The organism is Synechococcus sp. H60.2 (genome assembly GCF_047462315.1).
Lineage (GTDB): Bacteria > Cyanobacteriota > Cyanobacteriia > Thermostichales > Thermostichaceae > Thermostichus.
Genome location: NZ_JANSIZ010000025.1, coordinates 1 through 15,504, shown reverse-complemented (window position 1 = coordinate 15,504; position 15,504 = coordinate 1). Strand labels below are relative to the sequence as shown.

Here is a 15,504-nt window from a genome sequence, read left to right as displayed (position 1 = left end):
CGTCAACCCAACTGTTGTTCCAGCCAGGCGCGCAACTGCGCCACCGTCAGCCGCGGCGAGGGGCGGGGCAGAGATCGTTCGGGATCCCCCGCCAAGCTCAGCACGGGAACCTCCAGTTGGTAGCGCTCCCACCAGGCGGGGTTGGCAGTAATGTCGCGGATTTCCAACGTGGCGATCTCAGGGATCTGCTGCAACTTCTCCGCTAGGCCCTCGCAGAGGTGGCAGCCGGGCTTGCTGTAGAGGATCAAGGGCGGTCAAGGCATAGGGGATCCCTAAAGGCTGACAGTACAGGCCAGACGACGGTGCTGCAGCGAGGGCATCTGCCGCCGGATAAGCTGCAGGCGCTCCGGGTCGATCTCGGCAATGGCCACCCCTGGTTTTTCGCCGCCGGCATCCGCCAGGATCGTCCCCCAAGGATCCACGATCATGGCGTGGCCATGACATTGCCGCCGCTCGTAGTGGGTGCCCACCTGGGCGGGAGCAATCACGTAGCAGGTGTTTTCAATAGCGCGACACTGCAGCAAAACCTGCCAGTGGTCCCGGCCCGTGTAGGCGGTAAAGGCGGCGGGGATCAACAGCACCTGCGCTCCTCGATCCACCAAGGAACGATACAGCTCCGGAAAGCGCACGTCGTAACAAACCGATAGACCTAGCATGCCCAGCCGCTCTTCCTGGCAGACCACCACCTCGTTGCCGCTCACCACCGTGTTCGACTCGCGGTAGGTGTTGCCGTCGGGCAGGTTGACGTCGAAGAGGTGGATCTTGCAGTAGCGAGCCAGCTCCTTACCCTCGGGGCTGTAGAGGGCGGCGGTGTTGTACACCTTGCCTTGTCCATCCGGCACCGGGTATCCCCCGCCCAGCACGAATACCTGGTAGCGCTGGGCCATCTTGGCCAAAAACTCCTCGGCCCGCTGCGCAATCTCTGGGGCAAGGCGAGCTTTTTCTTCCTCCGGCCCCATGAAGGCAAAGTTTTCCGGCAAAGCTACCAGCTCACATCCCCGCCGCGCCGCAAAGTCAATCCACTCCTCTGCCTGTTGTAGGTTGCCGGCCAGATCGGGGGTGCTGGTCATCTGAAGGGCGGCTGCCAAATAGGATCGCATGGGGAAACTCCAGGAAAACTCAAAGGATCCAGCCGTCTAGCCCACCAGGTGCCACCAGCCCAACGCAGGCCCCACAAATCGCACCACCACCCAAACAATGGCCAGGAGAATAATGCCGGCCCAAGCGCCCCGAGTTGTCCAATTGTAGATCGTGCGGGCTTGGGCTTTGGTGAGAGGAATATCTTTGAGCTGGGGAAACAGTAGCTCTTGGTCAGGATCGGGGCTTTTGCGGGTTTTGCGGCGCTTTGCTTCGCCCATAGGCTGGCCTCCAATGGTTTTGGCACAGTCGTGACTTTCATCTTAATTCCTCTGGGCCTCTCCTAGCTGGTGGGGTTGCGACTGCTGGGTCGGCTGAAGGTTTTTTAAGGGCACTTTGTCGGTGCCGGGGTTCTGGGCAAGAAATTTGGGAGCCTAACTAGAGGCGCTGGTGTAAAAGCGCAGGGCAAAGCGCCAGAACAAATGGGATCCGACCAGCAGCCCCACCGCCAGCAGGGCGGATCCCACAAGCCACGGCCACTGGGCTCGCCCCAACAGGGTTTCCGCCGGTACTGTGGTCAAGAAAGCCACCGGCACAACGAAGGTAAAAAACAGCCGATAGGCCACCGGATAGGCCACCAGGGGGAAGCGCCCCGCCTCTACCAAGCCCCGCAGTACCTCGGTGACGTTGTAGATCTTGACAAACCAGATGCTGGTGGCCCCCAGCATAAACCAGAGGCTGTAGAGGATGACCAATCCCAGGAGCAGGAGCAATAAACCCAAAACATAGGCCCAGGCCGGCAGGCGCAACTGGATCCCGGCGTAGAGAATCAGCACCAGGCCAAAGCCGATATCCACCAGGCCCCAGGGAGAGAACACCCGGGTTGACAGCCAAAACTGGCTACTAATGGGCTTGAGCAAAACAAAATCCAGAGTGCCCTCCTGCACCTGCTGCACGATGCGGTTTAAGTTGACGTTAAAGAGGCTGGCCGACACCCCCTGCAAGATGGTGAACATGCCCAAGACGATGAGCGCCTCCGGCCAGCTCCAACCCCCCAGGCGGTGCCCCTGCTGATAGAACAGTGAAAGCCCAAACAGAGCTGACACGAGGCCGCCTAAGCTGCTGAGGCTGGCAAAAAAGAAGTTGGCGCGGTACTCCATTTCTGCTGCTACAGAAGTGCTCCAAAATAGCCACAGCACCCGCAAGTAGCGCAGCATTCGTTCTCTCTCCAATCTCAGCTTTTATTCCACTTACGGTAGCAGCGGGCGGTGATGAAATAGGGATGAAACACTTCTAGGAAATGGCTTTGCAATACCTGAAAGAATTGCTCGACTTTTTGCGGGTCGTCTAGGTGGAAGGGGAATTCGCCATTAAACCCCTTGAAAAAGTACCAGTTGATCAACAATTTGCCTTCCGGCTTGAGCCAAGTGTAAAACTGACGCAACTGCGCTGCCGGATCCGGCAAATGTTCCACCACATCGAAGCAGATGACGGTGTCAAAGGGGATCCCTTGTGGGAAGGTTTCCGGGCAGTGGATCCGTTCGCTTAGGCCCAACTTTTCCGCCCGCAGTTGCACAAACTGCCGATGGATGGGGTTGAGATCCCAAAAAATCACCTGCTCCACCGCCGGGCAGAGAGCCGCCCCAATGGCGTGGGTGCCAATGCCGCCGCCAAAATCCAGCACCCGCCCGCGGGCCTGATCCGCCACCAGGCGCAGGGTATTGCCGATGTAGTCGGTGCTGCTCAGGTGCCAAGCGGCTAAGTCCAGCAAATAGGCGGATCCCACCCGATCCCGGTAAAAGGCGTCTGCCTGATCCCAGCCGAAGTCGCGCCGGCCCAGCTCCGCCAACTGCTGTTGCCCCAGCCGCAGCTTCTCCCGCAGTTCACCCGCCTCAAGGCCAAGGAAGGATCCCAAGTGAGCTTCTAGGTCAAAGCCATTTTGCCAGTAGCCGCTCAGCGCAGGAGGAATGAGAGACACGGAAACCCAAAACTCGGTAGGGCGCTGGATTCAGGATAATTCAGGAGAGGGAATCAAGCAGCGGTGAAGTCGTCGTTCTCTCGGGGCAACTCTTTGGAGGTCTCTCTCTGGGATCCCTCCAGGGTGGCGTTTTTGTCGAGGGCCGGCGGCTGCAACAGGGCTGCCAGCGTCTCTGGGCTGAGGCGGTCGGTGCTCTCCACGATGGCTGTTACATTCGGTCCAAACCTTATCTTGTCAAAAAGCTGTAGCCGATGGGACAAAACCGCTTTACCGTTAACGAACAAACCATTGGTGCTGCGGCGGGATCCCGAGTTGCCGTCAAAGATCATGTAACCGTATCCGGCTCGGTTCTCTTCCGGGATGCGGATAATTAGGGCATGCTCTCGCGAAACACAGGGGTCGTAGAGGCGGATGTGGTTGCTGGGGGCTCGCCCTACCGAGTAGTAAATCTTGTCCAAGACAACGCCGCGCCGGCCTACCCGATCCGTGAAGATCAAGACCAAGTGAGCAGGGCTGGATTGGGCGGCGAAAGCATTCATAACCGTGCGCAGGTAGGCGCAACGTGGCTGATATAGTCAAAAGCAGTGGCCCCGAAGCTCCAGACAAGCCCAGAGAAGTCAAGCCGGGCCGGAGAAAATCCTTTGTTGCGCGTCGTAAGCTTGTAGAAGAGGTTACCCTTACCAATCGTATCTTTTCCCATGGCTTTCCCTCAAGGGCAGCAATTCCCAAAGCAAGAAGCGGGGGGTGCGGGGCAAAAGAGGCAATGGGGTGAGGGGAGAGGGACAGTGATTTGGGCTTGACCTGTGGGATCCCCCAGCCGCAAATGCCTTAAGCCACCAGAGCCATGAGCCAAGAGCCTTTTTCCCTCAAGCGCAGGGGAAGCAGGTTGCAGGTTTGCCCCAGACAAGAGATCATAGAGTCCTACCAAAGCCAAAAGCTCCCATTGACAGCGTGACGGTGGAACCTAAGCAGACTCAGTTAGACCCTCAGCCCGCCGGCCTCACCACAGCTACCGCAACCATCAAAGCCCAGTTGGATTTGTTGTTGCTGGGGCTGGAGTCTTTAAGTGGGGAGAGTTCCGAGGCAGTTCTGGCAGCAGCCAAGGCTCTGAACTTGGAAAAGCAGATCGGCGATCGGGTCATTCTCTGGCGGCTGCGCAATGCCAACCCTCTGCGCCGCAGCAGCGGCGGGCGAAAAGAAGTCGATATCGAAGAGGCGCGCGCCCTAGTGATGGTGATTGCTTACCTGGCGGCCCAGCGACAGGCCCGCATCCGCAGCACCTTAGAGCAACTGGAAACCGCTGTCGAGCAAGAGCTCAGCCCTTTCCATCAGGCACTGGTGGGCGATTACCTGGATGAGTTTATCTCCCACTACCGCAGCCGCATGGTGGATGGGGATGTGCGCGACGAGAACAGCCTTGCTGAGCTGGCCCTGCGCATCTTGATCGAGCTGATGTTTTACAGCAGCCCGAGAGGGGCACAACGCCTGTGGAAAGCCCTGCTCAACCGCCCTGAGATGGATCTGCCCGCCAGCAGCGACGAAGAAGGGGAGGTAGCCCATAGCTCCGGATCGGATGCTTTGCCCTCTCCTTGAGACGGTCTTGTCTCATCGCCCTTGAGATTCTTGCCTGTGTTGTTTGCCTGCGAGTTGTTATGCCCGGCGTTACCCTCAGCTACACCTATCAACAACCGACCTCGACGCTCACAGTGCGGGGAGAGGCGCCCAGCCCACCCGAATCTGCAGGCACCTCTTCGGCGCTGCCACCGCGAGCGATTCAGCACAACTTTGTGTGTCAGTTGGAAATTCGCCAGGGGGAGACCACCAAAACCCTGCAGGGAGACAGCACTTGGCTCAAGGATTTGATTACCGTAATCGACCGCTACGTTGGATCCCAGCTCTGTGGAGCCCCCAAGGGAACCTTCAGTGGCACTGTGGCCATCCGTCCGCTCGATTTCATTTTTCATCGCCTCACGGTGCGCCAAGGGGAGAATCAGATTGCCCAGGTGGATTTGTCGATGACCCAGTTGTACGACCTGCTAGAGAACCTCTCTCAGGTGGCCGATGACTTGCCCCAACTGGACAGTTTGGCAACTCCGGTGACGCAAGCTTGGTATCGACAGCCTGCCGGGATCGCAGCGCTGCTGGTGGGAGGGATCGCCCTGGTGGCCGGAGTTGGCCTCTGGGCCAGCCGCACCCCGGAGGACAGGGATCCTACTGCCTCCAACTCGGTGCAGGAGCAGCTCACCGTGCCGGAGCAACCCGGCAAAACGGTGGGATCCCCTCCCCCTTTGGCTGAAGATCCCCTTCTCCGTCTGCGAGACACCCTGGCAGAGCAATGGCAGTCTTCCTCCGATTTGCAAGAGAGCCTGGTCTATCGAGTAAGCGTGGACGAGACGGGATCCCTGTTGGCTGCCGAGCCGGAGAATGAGCTGGCCCGGGAACGCCGCGCCGAAACTCCTCTTGCCAACCTGCCGGAGGTGGCGCCGGATCCCTTGCCGACAGGTGCCAAACAGTTCCGCGTTAGCCTAGGGCCAGAGAACCGGGTGGAAGTGGCCCAGATAGAGCCACTCTGAAATCCAGGCTGAGGAGAACGTCACAACCTCTAGCGTTGAGGCCGGGCGGATCCCTTTCTCAGCGCTGAAGCACGTGCCCTTGAGCCCAGCCGAACTGCAATACTTCGTCAAGGTTGGCAACGCTTTTGGGGAGCTGTGGTAGGATGCCTGCTGTCGGACGAGCCGATGCATTTGCAGCGAGGAGAGCGCCTTGAGCCTGAGAGTTGCTGTTGTTGGGGGTGGCCCAGCCGGAGCCTCTGCCGCCGAAGTTCTAGCCCAAGCCGGAATCGAGACCTTTTTGTTTGAGCGGAAGCTAGACAACGCCAAGCCCTGCGGGGGCGCCATTCCCCTCTGTATGGTCTCGGAGTTCGACCTCCCTGAGGAGATCATCGACCGCAAAGTGCGCAAGATGAAGATGATCTCCCCTTCCAACTACGAGGTGGATATCGCCCTCGAAAAGGAAAATGAGTATATCGGCATGTGCCGCCGTGAGATCCTGGATGCCTTCTTACGCAACCGCGCCCGCCAAAAAGGGGCGGAGCTCATCCACGGCAAGGTGATGCATCTGGAAATCCCGCAAAATGGTCGGGATCCCTACATCCTGCACTACAGCGACTTTTCGGACGGCTCAAATCGGGGAGTACCCCGTTCGCTGGCGGTGGATCTGGTGATTGGGGCAGATGGCTTTCACTCCAAGGTGGCAGAAGCCATCGGTGCCGGCGACTACAACTATGCGCTGGCCTTTCAGGAGCGGATTCGGCTCCCCGACGACAAAATGGCCTACTACGAGGAGCGGGCAGAGATGTATGTGGGGGACGATGTTTCTCCAGACTTCTATGCCTGGGTGTTCCCCAAGTGCGACCACGTGGCAGTGGGCACCGGCACCATGAAGGTCAACCAAGCCCAGATCCAAAAGTTGCAGGCTGGGATCCGCGCCCGCGCTGCCGAGCGGATTCGGGGGGGCCAGGTGATCAAGGTGGAGGCCCATCCGATCCCAGAGCATCCGCGTCCGCGCCGTGTGGTGGGTCGGGCGGCTTTGGTAGGAGATGCGGCAGGCTATGTAACCAAGTCCAGCGGCGAGGGAATCTATTTTGCCGCCAAGTCGGGCCGCATGTGCGCCGAGACCATCGTCGAGACCTCCAATGGCGGGAAGCGCATCCCCAGTGAGGAGGATCTCAAGCTGTACCTCAAGCGTTGGGATCGCCAATACGGTCTAACCTACAAGGTTTTGGACATTTTGCAACGGGTGTTCTACCGTTCCAACGCCACCCGCGAGGCCTTTGTGGAGATGTGCGCTGACCGAGATGTGCAGCGAATGACCTTTGATAGCTACCTCTACAAGACGGTGGTGCCCATGAGCCCTTGGGTGCAGTTCAAGATCACTGTCAAGACTCTGGGCAGCCTGCTGCGAGGGAACGCCCTGGCACCCTAGGGATCCCTACTGCCACTGGAAGGTGACGGTGACCCGATTCCAATTGCCATCGGTTTTCAGAACACTAGCAGAGGCCCGTTGTCCCGGTGGCACGTCGCTGGGCTCAAACGCGGCCACCCGCGTCTCCACCACCTCCTCTCCCTGGTAGAACGTGAAGCGAGCACGAGCGTTGAGGACGGTGCGGGTGCTGCGGTTGATCGCCTCCACGCTCAGGCGGCTGCCTGCACCTACCCGTTCTTCTCGGATGGATCCCACGATTACGAAATCTCCCGGGTTGGGCGCAGATTCGGCGGCAGCAGTCGGTGTTGGGCTGGCTGTTGCTGGGGCCGTCTTGGTCTGGCCGGGATCCGACTGCTTCAAGAGCTCCAAAACGCGGGCCAACTCCTGCTGAAAGAAGACAAAGGCCTCCCGCGATTGGTTAGCCACCTGGGCCAAGATCAGCCGATCCGACTCTTCCAGGGGAATTTCCAGGAGGGGGGCCGGCCCTTTGAGGGTGACCCGAATGCTGGCGACCTCTTGGTTGATGAATTTATCCAGGTAGGGAAAGATGTTGAGAATGCAGTCTTGAAAGGATCCCATCGGCATAATGCGATTGTTCGTCAGCACCAAGTCGGCCCGCTCACAGCTAGCTCGATCCTCCATATCGATTTCCAGCGGCACCCGAAAAGATCCCAGGCTGGTGTTGGTGATGGTGACGTTAATGCCGTACACTTCCTGCCGCCAGCCGTGAATGATCTCCAGGCTAGGGCTGGTCACTTCCTCGGTGAAATACTCTCCGGCCCAGGCGGGGGATCCCCCTAGAGCTAGAGCCGAGAGCAACCCAGGGAGATAGTAAGTCCGTCTCCAATTCACCTCAACTTTCCCTCCCTTAACTCGCCGATGTCGGGGTAGAGCCAAATGCACCAGATGTTGCCTGCTGCCCTGAGATGGCAATAGCCTAGCCCTAGGGCTAGCACAAACCAAGAGGGGACAGCGCTTGTTTAGCGGCTTTCAACTTTATCTTCTCCTTGCTTGGCTCGGCAGCCGAGCGCCCATCTTCTGAGAAGCTCGCGGTTGCCTCTGCAGCGGATCCCCAGAAACCCTACTTGGATGCTCCTGCCGCTGCCGTTTTCCAACGGGTCAGGTGGGGGATCCCGTGTGCGATAGGATCAAAAAGTGCCGAAATCCTGAGGGCCTCGGATCGAGTGCGCCCGTATTCCTCACTTTTTCAGCAGTATGGCCAGATCTCCAGCTTTGTGGCTCAGTCGCCTCGCTTTTCTGCGAGGGCTGATCTTTATCTTGGCAGTGGTGGCTGCCCTCGTCTATCTGGGCTTTAGCCGCGAAGTTCGCCTCGGCCTTGACCTCAAAGGAGGGACGCAGCTCACCCTGCAGGCTTTGCCTACGGAAGAGGTACCCGAGATCACCTCTGAGGTGATGCAGGGGGTGGAGGCGGTGATCCAGCAGCGGATCAACGGCCTGGGGGTGGCCGAGCCTCTGGTGCAGATCAGCGGCCAAGACCGCCTGTTCGTACAACTGCCGGGGGTGGCAGATCCGGATCGGGCCATTGCTCTTTTGGGCGATACGGCCCAGTTGGAGTTTCGCAAGGGCTTGGTGCCGGTCAGCGCCCTGCCCCGTAACGAGCGGGGGGAGATAACGGCGGGGGAGGATCCCGACGCCCTGTTTGAACGGGTCGGCCTGACAGGGGATCTGCTGCGCAACGCCTATCCCCAAGCCCCTCGTCGCGGGTCCCAGAGCTGGGAAGTGCTGTTGGAGTTCAAGCCAGAAGGGGCAGAAAAGTTTACTCAGCTCACCCGAGAGTTGGCCGGAACAGGGCGTCCGCTTGGCATTTTTCTCGACGACGTGCTGATCAGCGCCCCCATCGTGGGGCCGGAGTTTGCTCGCACCGGCATTACCGGCGGAACGGCGGTGATCACGGGCAATTTCACAGTGGAAACCGCCACCGATCTGGCGGTGAAGCTCAAGGCGGGGGCGCTGCCGGTTCCCATTCGCGTCATTGAAAACCGCACCGTCGGGGCCACGTTGGGGGAAGAGAGCGTGCGCCGCAGCCTCTATGCCGGCATTGGCGGCCTGGTGCTGGTTTTTGTCTTTATGGTGGCCTACTACCGCCTGCCGGGGCTCATTGCCGACCTCGCTCTTCTCATCTACGCCCTCTGTACGTTTGCTCTGTTCCAACTGCTGGGGGTGACCATGACCCTGCCAGGGATCGCCGGCTTTATCCTCAGCATCGGCATGGCGGTGGATGCCAACGTGCTGATCTTCGAGCGCATCAAGGAGGAGCTGCGGGCGGGCAAGTCCATCTATAAGTCCATCTCGGAAGGGTTTAATCGCGCCTTCAGCAGCATCCTCGACAGCAACGTCACCACCCTTTTGGTCTGTGGCGTACTTTTCTGGCTGGGGATGGGGCTGGTGAAAGGCTTTGCCGTCACCTTGGCCATTGGCATTCTGGTAAGCTTTTTCACGGCCATCACCTGCACCCGCACCCTGCTGCTGGCGGCAATGGGGATCCCTGCCCTGCGCAAACCTGAGTTTTACGGCGTTCGCATGGAGGCGGCTCAATCATGACGGCGCAAGAGTTATCCCCCCCCGATCCGGCGGTGGGATCCCGGCGGTTGCTTGACTACCGCTTCGACATCGTCGGGCGCAGCAAGCTTTGGTTTACCCTTTCCCTGGCGGTGTTGCTGGTGGGGCTGGTCAGCATGGCCTTTTCTCTGGCCTCTCTAGGGACACCGCTGCGGCTGGGGCTGGATTTTGCCGGCGGCACCTTGCTGGATCTGCGTTTTGAGCGGCCTGTCACCACCGAAGAGCTGCGGCGGGCGCTGCAGGAACACAACCTGGGCAGCAGCATCATCCAACTGGACACCCAGACCAGTCAGGAAGCCTTGATCCGCATGCCCCCTTTGACTGAGCAGGAGCGCCTAGCGGTAGAGGAGACGCTGCGGCAACAGGTAGGCCCTTTTGAGCGCAACCTAGTGGAGACGGTAGGCCCGACGGTGGGGCGCTTGCTCTTGCGTTCCGGCCTCGTGGCTGTGCTCATCTCTTTTGGGCTCATTGTGGTGTATCTGGCCCTGCGCTTCCAGTGGGATTACGCGGTGTTTGCCATTGTGGCCTTGCTGCACGATGTGGTGCTGACAACAGGTCTGTTTGCCCTTTTGGGCCTAACGGTGGGCATGGAGGTGGACAGCCTGTTTGTGGTGGCGCTGCTAACCATCATTGGTTTTTCCGTCAACGACACGGTGGTTATCTACGACCGCATCCGGGAAAATCTGCGTCTGGTCAGCCGCAAGGTCAGCTTTGCCGAGGTGGTGAACCTATCTCTAAACCAGACTTTTGCCCGCTCTTTGAACACCACCCTGACAACGATGCTGCCCCTGGTGGCCATTGCCATTTTTGGGGGAGCCACCCTGAAGGGGTTTGCCATCGCTCTGCTCATTGGCTTTAGCTTGGGGGTCTATTCCAGCATCTTCATCGCCAGCCCTCTACTGGTGTGGTGGCGGCAGCGGCGCTATGGCGGAAAAGGGGATCCCGAGGCGCTGCCTTCCGGCGCAGAGGGGTAGGGCGGCGGCAGCTGCCTACCAGTGCAGCCGCTGTCCGTGGGCAACCAGGTAGCGCTGCAAGTCGGCCATCTTGCCCTGCGGCACAATCTGGGCCGGGATCAAACCGGGATCCTGGCTGTGCAACCAGGCTACGATGAGCCCCGCTGCTGAGCCGATGGTCCACTCGCCGTAGTGGGTGCGGGTGGCGGCGTTGACGATGTGGCTGACGGCGATCCCTTTGCCGCCGATGAGCAGGTTATCCACTTTCTGGGGGATCAGGGCCTCTAGGGGGATGACGATGGGGCGGACGGAAAACTCGTTGACGGGCGCCGAGCTGGCCGACAGGGAAGGCTCCCAGTTGCGGTAGCGACAGCCGTGCATGTCGATGGCGTAGTGAGTCACCCCTACAGCGGTGGGGCTAAAGTCCCGTCCCCCGCTGGTGCCGACGCGGATGTCTTGCTCCAGCATCTGGAATTCCGCCTGGCCGTAGGCAGCTCGCCCCAGGATGCGCCGCCCCTCTCGGATGTAGGGGTAGAGGCTGAGGCCGGAGCGGGTGCCCAGCAAAGAGTCCTCGGCAAACACCAACGAGAGGGGATAGCCGGTGCGGGACTGAGTTTCCATCAGCCACTCGGCAAAGAGCAGGGCGTGGTTTTCTCCATCTTTGAGGGCGGAGACGTCCAGCCCCCCCAGCCAGTTGTGGCGCTGCCCTGAGGCCACCAGCCGCTCTTCTGTCAGGATTAGGGGCGGGTTCATGATCCCCCAGTCGTTGCCGCGGTTCCAGTTCACCAGGGTTAGATCCCCGGGAACCGGGGTGCCGTAAAAGGGATCCGTGCGGCCTTTGCTGACGATGCGGCGGTAGTTGAAAAAGCTCTGGCCGCTGAAGGTGGGAAACCCCTCCAAGTCAAACTGGCGGCGGTGCTCGGCGCGGGAGTAGCCTGGCTGCAACTGGGCCAGCTCGGCGCGGGAGCGCCCGCCATCGTCGTGGATGGCCAGCACGAAGGGAAAGGTAAAGGCCTGGGTACACTCCGGGTTGCTGGCCGGGGCGGCATTGGGCTCCCCCGTCAGATCTCGCCCTTCTGAGCCCAGCCGGTAGGGGATCCCCGCCCAGCCCACCAGCTCGCCGGTGTCGGTGGCGTCGATAACAAACAGGTTGCGGCCCGGTGGCGCCTGCAGCCGCAGCACCCGCTTGGCAAACACTTCCGTCTCCTGCCAGCTATACCAGCTCACCAATTCCCGCCACAGCCGCCCTGGCGGCACAAAATTGGGATCCCGCGGCTGCCGCTGCACGGCGTAGAGGCTCTCGATGCGGGAGCCGTCGGCGCTGAAGGTGGCCCCCTTAAAAGCGGTCTGGGTGGCCCAGCGACTCTGGGGAGCAGACTGAGCCGCCTGCCGCAGCCAGGTTTCTACCGCCTGCAGACCCGCCTGGGGCGGAAAACACAGCCCCCCTACCCAGCAACTGTTGATCTTGGTCACGCGGGTTCCCGGCGGGATCCCTGTCCAGGCGGGCAGATGCAGCGGCTGACTTTCGATCAGGGCCTTAAACTCCAGCCAGTGGCGGGAAAAATTGCCCCGCTGCCGCATGGGAAGGGACTCGTCGAGGGCCGATACCCCCTGCGAGGTGATCTGCCCCCCTAGCCAGGGGGTGAGCTCGATGAGGCAGGTTTGCACACCCCCCCGCATGGCTTGGCCTGCAGCCGCCACGCCCCCCAGGGATCCGCCCACCACCACCAGCTCGCACTCCCAGATCTCGTCCGGCTGCGGCAGGGGATCCAGCAGCGGCCAGCCGTGGGCCGTAAAACGGGGCACTTCCGGCTCTAGGGGGGCAACGGGAGATCCCCCTTCCGGCTGGGAGAGGGCGGCGAACCCCATCCCGGCCACAAAGCTCAGCAGTGACAGGAGCCCCAGCCCCAGAGCTCGTTTGTGGCTGAGTTGCTGCCGCGCCGCTGGGATCCCCTTACCGGCTGTCTTCACCTCAGTTTTGCCTCACACCCCAAGCTTTCTTCCGCAATGCTAGCGGGAGAACCCTTCTTGAGAAGAGCTGTTAAAGAGGTTGCATACCCTACCTCCCCATCCAGAGTAGCAGCAGCTTCGCTGACGTGCAGTACCATCCAGGTGCGCCTTCCTTCCCCCTAGGCCTAGGGCAGGGATCCATCGCAGGCCCGGCGAAATTGAGAAACGGGGAAGCCTTGTCGTCTCAGCCACTGGCCAGCGGCCTGGTCATCTTCGGTGACAGCAGGATCAAAGTGGGGATGGAGGCGCCCGACGATACAAGGATCCCTGCGCGTGTTGAGCTTCCAAGTTTGTTGATGAATAGGCCCCCCTTGAATGGCTGCGGGTGGCTCCGGATCCCCCAGATGGAAGTGCCGGACAAGGGGATCCAACCAGGTGCAATCGGGCATAAGCAACTTTTGAGCCCTGGATGGCAAGGGCTGGGTCGGTGCCTGGCGCTGGATTGGGCTTTTGTTGGTATCCTACGCGATAGCCTGTCTCCGCCTGCTGCTCCATGCTGACCTTGCAAACTGTGGCCGACCTGCTGCAAGCCCCTTTGCAGGGAGATCCCCACCTATTGGGGTTGCCGGTTCAGGCCCTTTGCACCGACAGCCGCCAGTTGCAGCCGGGATCCGTTTTTGTGGCGCTGCGGGGAGAACGCTTCGACGGGCACGATTTTATTCCGCAAGCCCTGAGCAAGGGAGCCGTTGCTGTCATCAGCCAGCGGCCAGTGGAGGGGCCCCACTTCCAGGTTCCCGATACCTTGACTGCCTATCAGCGCCTTGCCAGAGCCTGGCGGGAGCAATTTTCCATCCCGGTAGTGGCCATCACCGGCTCAGCAGGCAAAACCACCACCAAGGAAATGCTGGCGGCTGCTCTTTTGCGCTACGGCAGTGTTCTCAAAAGCGAGGCCAACCACAACAACGACATTGGGGTGGCGCAAACGCTGCTGCGGCTGCAACCAGAACACCAGTTTGCCGTTCTGGAGATGGCCATGCGCGGCCCTGGCGAGATTCGCCGCCTTGCGCAGATGGCTCGCCCCACCCATGCCTTGATTACTCACATCGGCACCGCCCACATCGGCAGGCTGGGATCCCGCGAGGCCATTGCTGCTGCCAAGTGTGAGCTGCTGCAGGAGTTGGGGCAGGGGGTGGCTGTACTCAATGGTGAGGATCCCTTGCTGTTGGCCACTGCCGCCAGCCTGTGGTCGGGACAAACCCTCACCTATGGCCTCGCCCAAGGGGACTTGCGAGGAGCATGGGATCCACAAGCCCAAACCGTAACCGTGGAGGGCCTGACCTTGCCGGTGCCCCTGCCCGGAAGGCACCACGCCCTCAACTGGATGGGGGTGCTGGCGGCTGTGCGCAGCTTGGGGCTGAATTGGGAGCGCCTGCAAGAGCCCCTTGACCTACCGCTGCCTCTGCAGGGGCGCAATCGCCATCTCAAGCTGGCTGGGGACGTGGAGATTTGGGATGAGACCTACAACGCCTCGCCGGAAGCGATGATCGCGGCTTTGCACCTGCTGGCTCAAACTGCGGGAAAACGGCGCTGGGCCATCCTCGGCCCAATGCGGGAACTGGGGGAGCATGCCCCACAGCTCTACGCAGAGGTGGGTCGGGCGGCTGCCTCCTTGGGACTGGAGCGGGTCTGGCTTTTGGATCCCGATAGGGAGATGCAGCCACTGGTTGACGAAAAGCCAGCCGCCGAGGTTGAACGCTTTGAGGAAGCTTCTGCCCTGGTGGAGGGTTTGCAGCAGCAGGTGCGGGCAGGGGATCGACTGCTGTTTAAGGCGGCGCGGGCCGTCGAGCTGGAGCGGGTGCTACACCGCTTTTTGCAGGCTTGGCAGGGATAAGCTAAGCTAAAAAGCAGTCGATAAGCGGCCTCCTATCGAGGCCATCGACCCGGAGCTTAACCACACCCTCTTCATAGCTGCACTTCTTCCGGACAGCATGTACCACAACCCTTCTCTGCGGGAAGAACCTCGCGATCAGCCTCCAGTAGTGCTGCCGTTACCCGGTAGCATTTCCATCCTCGACTGGTTGCGCCAGGAAGGCCGGTTGATCGAGCAGCCCATCGAAGTCCCTGACATTGTCCTCGAAGAAGACATCGACGATATCGACGATTTGATCGGCGATGGGTACGACGAGGACTTCGAGACAGAAGAAGAGTAGGCACGACGGCCGAGATCGTTACGAGATCACCAGCTCGTTGATCCCTTCGCCCGACACGTCGAGGGCGTCGGCTTTTTCGCTGCAAGTGGATCGCTAACTTGAGCAAACAAAACAATAGATGCAAACAAGCGTAACGGATCCCTCAGCCTCAAGGGATCTTTTTTTTAGCTTGTTTTGGATTGCTTACCATCATCCCGCGATGATTGTTGCAAATCTAACCTCAGCGGAGATTAGCCTTGCAGCCCCTGTAAAAAAAGTACTTTGGGTCAGTGGAAATATCTTTTTTGGGGACTTTTTTCAATTTTTAGGAACTCAAGCTCCATCCCAGCCGTCATAGAGAAATGTAAACCTACTCTTCACGGAGGGTTACATTGCATGATTCGCAATCTCTTCGCTCTTTCCTTGGCTGTTGTCTCGGCCACCACGTTGGTTGCAGTCCCTGCGGTCATTGCCGGCAGCTACGGCGCAACTTCTGAAAGCGTGAAAACCGCTGCTGCTACCGGCAAAACCATTGTGGATGTTGCGGCTGAGGCCGGCTCTTTCACCACGTTGATCCAAGCCTTGGAGGCTGCCGACTTAGTGGAGGTACTGGCTGGGGAAGGCCCCTTCACTGTTTTTGCTCCCACCGACGAGGCCTTTGCAGCGCTACCGGAAGGCACTTTGGAGAAGTTGCTCTTGCCGGAAAACCGTGAGCAAATGAACTACCCCACCGCGTAGGCGGGTGGGGTTTCCTCACCCGCTTGACAGCAGAGCTTTTGTCTCTTCTTCTGCC

Annotated in this window: 16 protein-coding genes and 1 pseudogene; 8 read left to right on the top strand and 9 right to left on the bottom strand. The window is 60.1% G+C overall.

What is annotated here, in order from left to right:
• Window positions 1-2: 2 nt before the first annotated feature.
• The 6 genes from NW845_RS05725 to NW845_RS05700 all read right to left on the bottom strand — a co-directional run bounded on the left by NW845_RS05725 (window position 3) and on the right by NW845_RS05700 (window position 3,594).
• On the bottom strand, window positions 3-248 hold the full coding sequence (locus NW845_RS05725; RefSeq protein WP_414377394.1) for a glutaredoxin family protein: 246 nt from the start codon (window positions 246-248) through the stop codon (window positions 3-5).
• 24 nt (window positions 249-272) lie between these two features.
• Window positions 273-1,100, bottom strand: a complete 828-nt coding sequence (locus NW845_RS05720) for a carbon-nitrogen hydrolase family protein (protein ID WP_414377391.1) — start codon at window positions 1,098-1,100, stop codon at window positions 273-275.
• Window positions 1,101-1,136: 36 nt separating this feature from the next.
• Window positions 1,137-1,358, bottom strand: coding sequence for a DUF2839 domain-containing protein (locus tag NW845_RS05715; protein ID WP_414377388.1), 222 nt, complete (start codon window positions 1,356-1,358; stop codon window positions 1,137-1,139).
• A gap of 153 nt (window positions 1,359-1,511) precedes the next feature.
• Window positions 1,512-2,294: an ABC transporter permease gene (locus NW845_RS05710; RefSeq protein WP_414363767.1), complete on the bottom strand. Its 783-nt coding sequence runs from the start codon at window positions 2,292-2,294 to the stop codon at window positions 1,512-1,514.
• Between the two features lie 17 nt (window positions 2,295-2,311).
• Complete coding sequence (locus NW845_RS05705) at window positions 2,312-3,055, bottom strand: class I SAM-dependent methyltransferase (protein WP_414363770.1); 744 nt, start codon at window positions 3,053-3,055, stop codon at window positions 2,312-2,314.
• A 53-nt stretch (window positions 3,056-3,108) separates the two neighbouring features.
• A complete protein-coding gene (locus NW845_RS05700) occupies window positions 3,109-3,594 on the bottom strand; it encodes an FHA domain-containing protein (RefSeq protein ID WP_414363772.1) in 486 nt (161 codons plus the stop codon).
• Between the two features lie 412 nt (window positions 3,595-4,006).
• On the opposite strand from NW845_RS05700, the gene NW845_RS05695 reads away from it, so the two are divergent.
• The 3 genes from NW845_RS05695 (at window position 4,007) to chlP (ending at window position 7,039) form a co-directional block, all read left to right on the top strand.
• Entirely contained in the window at window positions 4,007-4,648 is a 642-nt protein-coding gene (locus NW845_RS05695; protein ID WP_414377385.1) for a DUF3038 domain-containing protein, read from the top strand.
• 59 nt (window positions 4,649-4,707) lie between these two features.
• The gene (locus tag NW845_RS05690; protein ID WP_414363776.1) at window positions 4,708-5,628 is read left to right on the top strand and encodes a DUF4335 domain-containing protein; all 921 of its coding nucleotides are present in this window, start codon (window positions 4,708-4,710) and stop codon (window positions 5,626-5,628) included.
• A 190-nt stretch (window positions 5,629-5,818) separates the two neighbouring features.
• Window positions 5,819-7,039, top strand: a complete 1,221-nt coding sequence (gene chlP / locus NW845_RS05685) for a geranylgeranyl reductase (RefSeq protein WP_414370515.1) — start codon at window positions 5,819-5,821, stop codon at window positions 7,037-7,039.
• Window positions 7,040-7,045: 6 nt separating this feature from the next.
• Here the strand turns inward: chlP and NW845_RS05680 are convergent, their stop codons facing one another.
• Window positions 7,046-7,891, bottom strand: coding sequence for a hypothetical protein (locus NW845_RS05680; RefSeq protein ID WP_414370514.1), 846 nt, complete (start codon window positions 7,889-7,891; stop codon window positions 7,046-7,048).
• A gap of 363 nt (window positions 7,892-8,254) precedes the next feature.
• Between NW845_RS05680 and secD the strand changes: the two genes are divergently transcribed.
• Together secD and secF are read left to right on the top strand one after the other, a co-directional pair.
• Window positions 8,255-9,601 carry a protein translocase subunit SecD gene (gene secD / locus NW845_RS05675; protein ID WP_414368019.1) on the top strand — a complete coding sequence of 449 codons (1,347 nt, stop codon included), beginning with the start codon at window positions 8,255-8,257 and terminating at the stop codon, window positions 9,599-9,601.
• Window positions 9,598-10,593: a protein translocase subunit SecF gene (secF, locus tag NW845_RS05670; protein WP_414333455.1), complete on the top strand. Its 996-nt coding sequence runs from the start codon at window positions 9,598-9,600 to the stop codon at window positions 10,591-10,593. Before secD ends, secF begins: the two co-directional genes overlap by 4 nt.
• Before the next feature lie 15 nt (window positions 10,594-10,608).
• Here secF and NW845_RS05665 read toward each other — a convergent pair whose 3' ends face one another.
• A complete protein-coding gene (locus NW845_RS05665) occupies window positions 10,609-12,543 on the bottom strand; it encodes an FAD-dependent oxidoreductase (RefSeq protein ID WP_414377382.1) in 1,935 nt (644 codons plus the stop codon).
• Window positions 12,544-12,707: 164 nt separating this feature from the next.
• Window positions 12,708-12,971: a hypothetical protein gene (locus NW845_RS05660; protein WP_414370512.1), complete on the bottom strand. Its 264-nt coding sequence runs from the start codon at window positions 12,969-12,971 to the stop codon at window positions 12,708-12,710.
• A gap of 104 nt (window positions 12,972-13,075) precedes the next feature.
• On the opposite strand from NW845_RS05660, the gene NW845_RS05655 reads away from it, so the two are divergent.
• From NW845_RS05655 to NW845_RS05645, 3 genes and pseudogenes are all read left to right on the top strand, one after another.
• Window positions 13,076-14,413: a UDP-N-acetylmuramoyl-tripeptide--D-alanyl-D-alanine ligase gene (locus tag NW845_RS05655; RefSeq protein ID WP_414377379.1), complete on the top strand. Its 1,338-nt coding sequence runs from the start codon at window positions 13,076-13,078 to the stop codon at window positions 14,411-14,413.
• Window positions 14,414-14,510: 97 nt separating this feature from the next.
• Window positions 14,511-14,732: a DUF3134 family protein gene (locus NW845_RS05650; RefSeq protein ID WP_414363784.1), complete on the top strand. Its 222-nt coding sequence runs from the start codon at window positions 14,511-14,513 to the stop codon at window positions 14,730-14,732.
• Between the two features lie 375 nt (window positions 14,733-15,107).
• Window positions 15,108-15,431 (top strand): annotated as a pseudogene (locus NW845_RS05645) (fasciclin domain-containing protein); the annotation flags it as partial.
• Window positions 15,432-15,504: the final 73 nt, after the last annotated feature.

Excerpts from the sequence above, each read along its gene's own strand:
- NW845_RS05650 (WP_414363784.1), top strand. The coding sequence starts at position 14,511 with ATGTACCACAACCCTTCTCTGCGGGAAGAACCTCGCGATCAGCCTCCA.
- secD (WP_414368019.1), top strand. The coding sequence starts at position 8,255 with ATGGCCAGATCTCCAGCTTTGTGGCTCAGTCGCCTCGCTTTTCTGCGA.
- NW845_RS05660 (WP_414370512.1), bottom strand. The coding sequence starts at position 12,971 with ATGCCCGATTGCACCTGGTTGGATCCCCTTGTCCGGCACTTCCATCTG.
- NW845_RS05715 (WP_414377388.1), bottom strand. The coding sequence starts at position 1,358 with ATGGGCGAAGCAAAGCGCCGCAAAACCCGCAAAAGCCCCGATCCTGAC.
- NW845_RS05720 (WP_414377391.1), bottom strand. The coding sequence starts at position 1,100 with ATGCGATCCTATTTGGCAGCCGCCCTTCAGATGACCAGCACCCCCGAT.
- NW845_RS05700 (WP_414363772.1), bottom strand. The coding sequence starts at position 3,594 with ATGAATGCTTTCGCCGCCCAATCCAGCCCTGCTCACTTGGTCTTGATC.
- NW845_RS05710 (WP_414363767.1), bottom strand. The coding sequence starts at position 2,294 with ATGCTGCGCTACTTGCGGGTGCTGTGGCTATTTTGGAGCACTTCTGTA.
- NW845_RS05655 (WP_414377379.1), top strand. The coding sequence starts at position 13,076 with ATGCTGACCTTGCAAACTGTGGCCGACCTGCTGCAAGCCCCTTTGCAG.
- secF (WP_414333455.1), top strand. The coding sequence starts at position 9,598 with ATGACGGCGCAAGAGTTATCCCCCCCCGATCCGGCGGTGGGATCCCGG.
- NW845_RS05690 (WP_414363776.1), top strand. The coding sequence starts at position 4,708 with ATGCCCGGCGTTACCCTCAGCTACACCTATCAACAACCGACCTCGACG.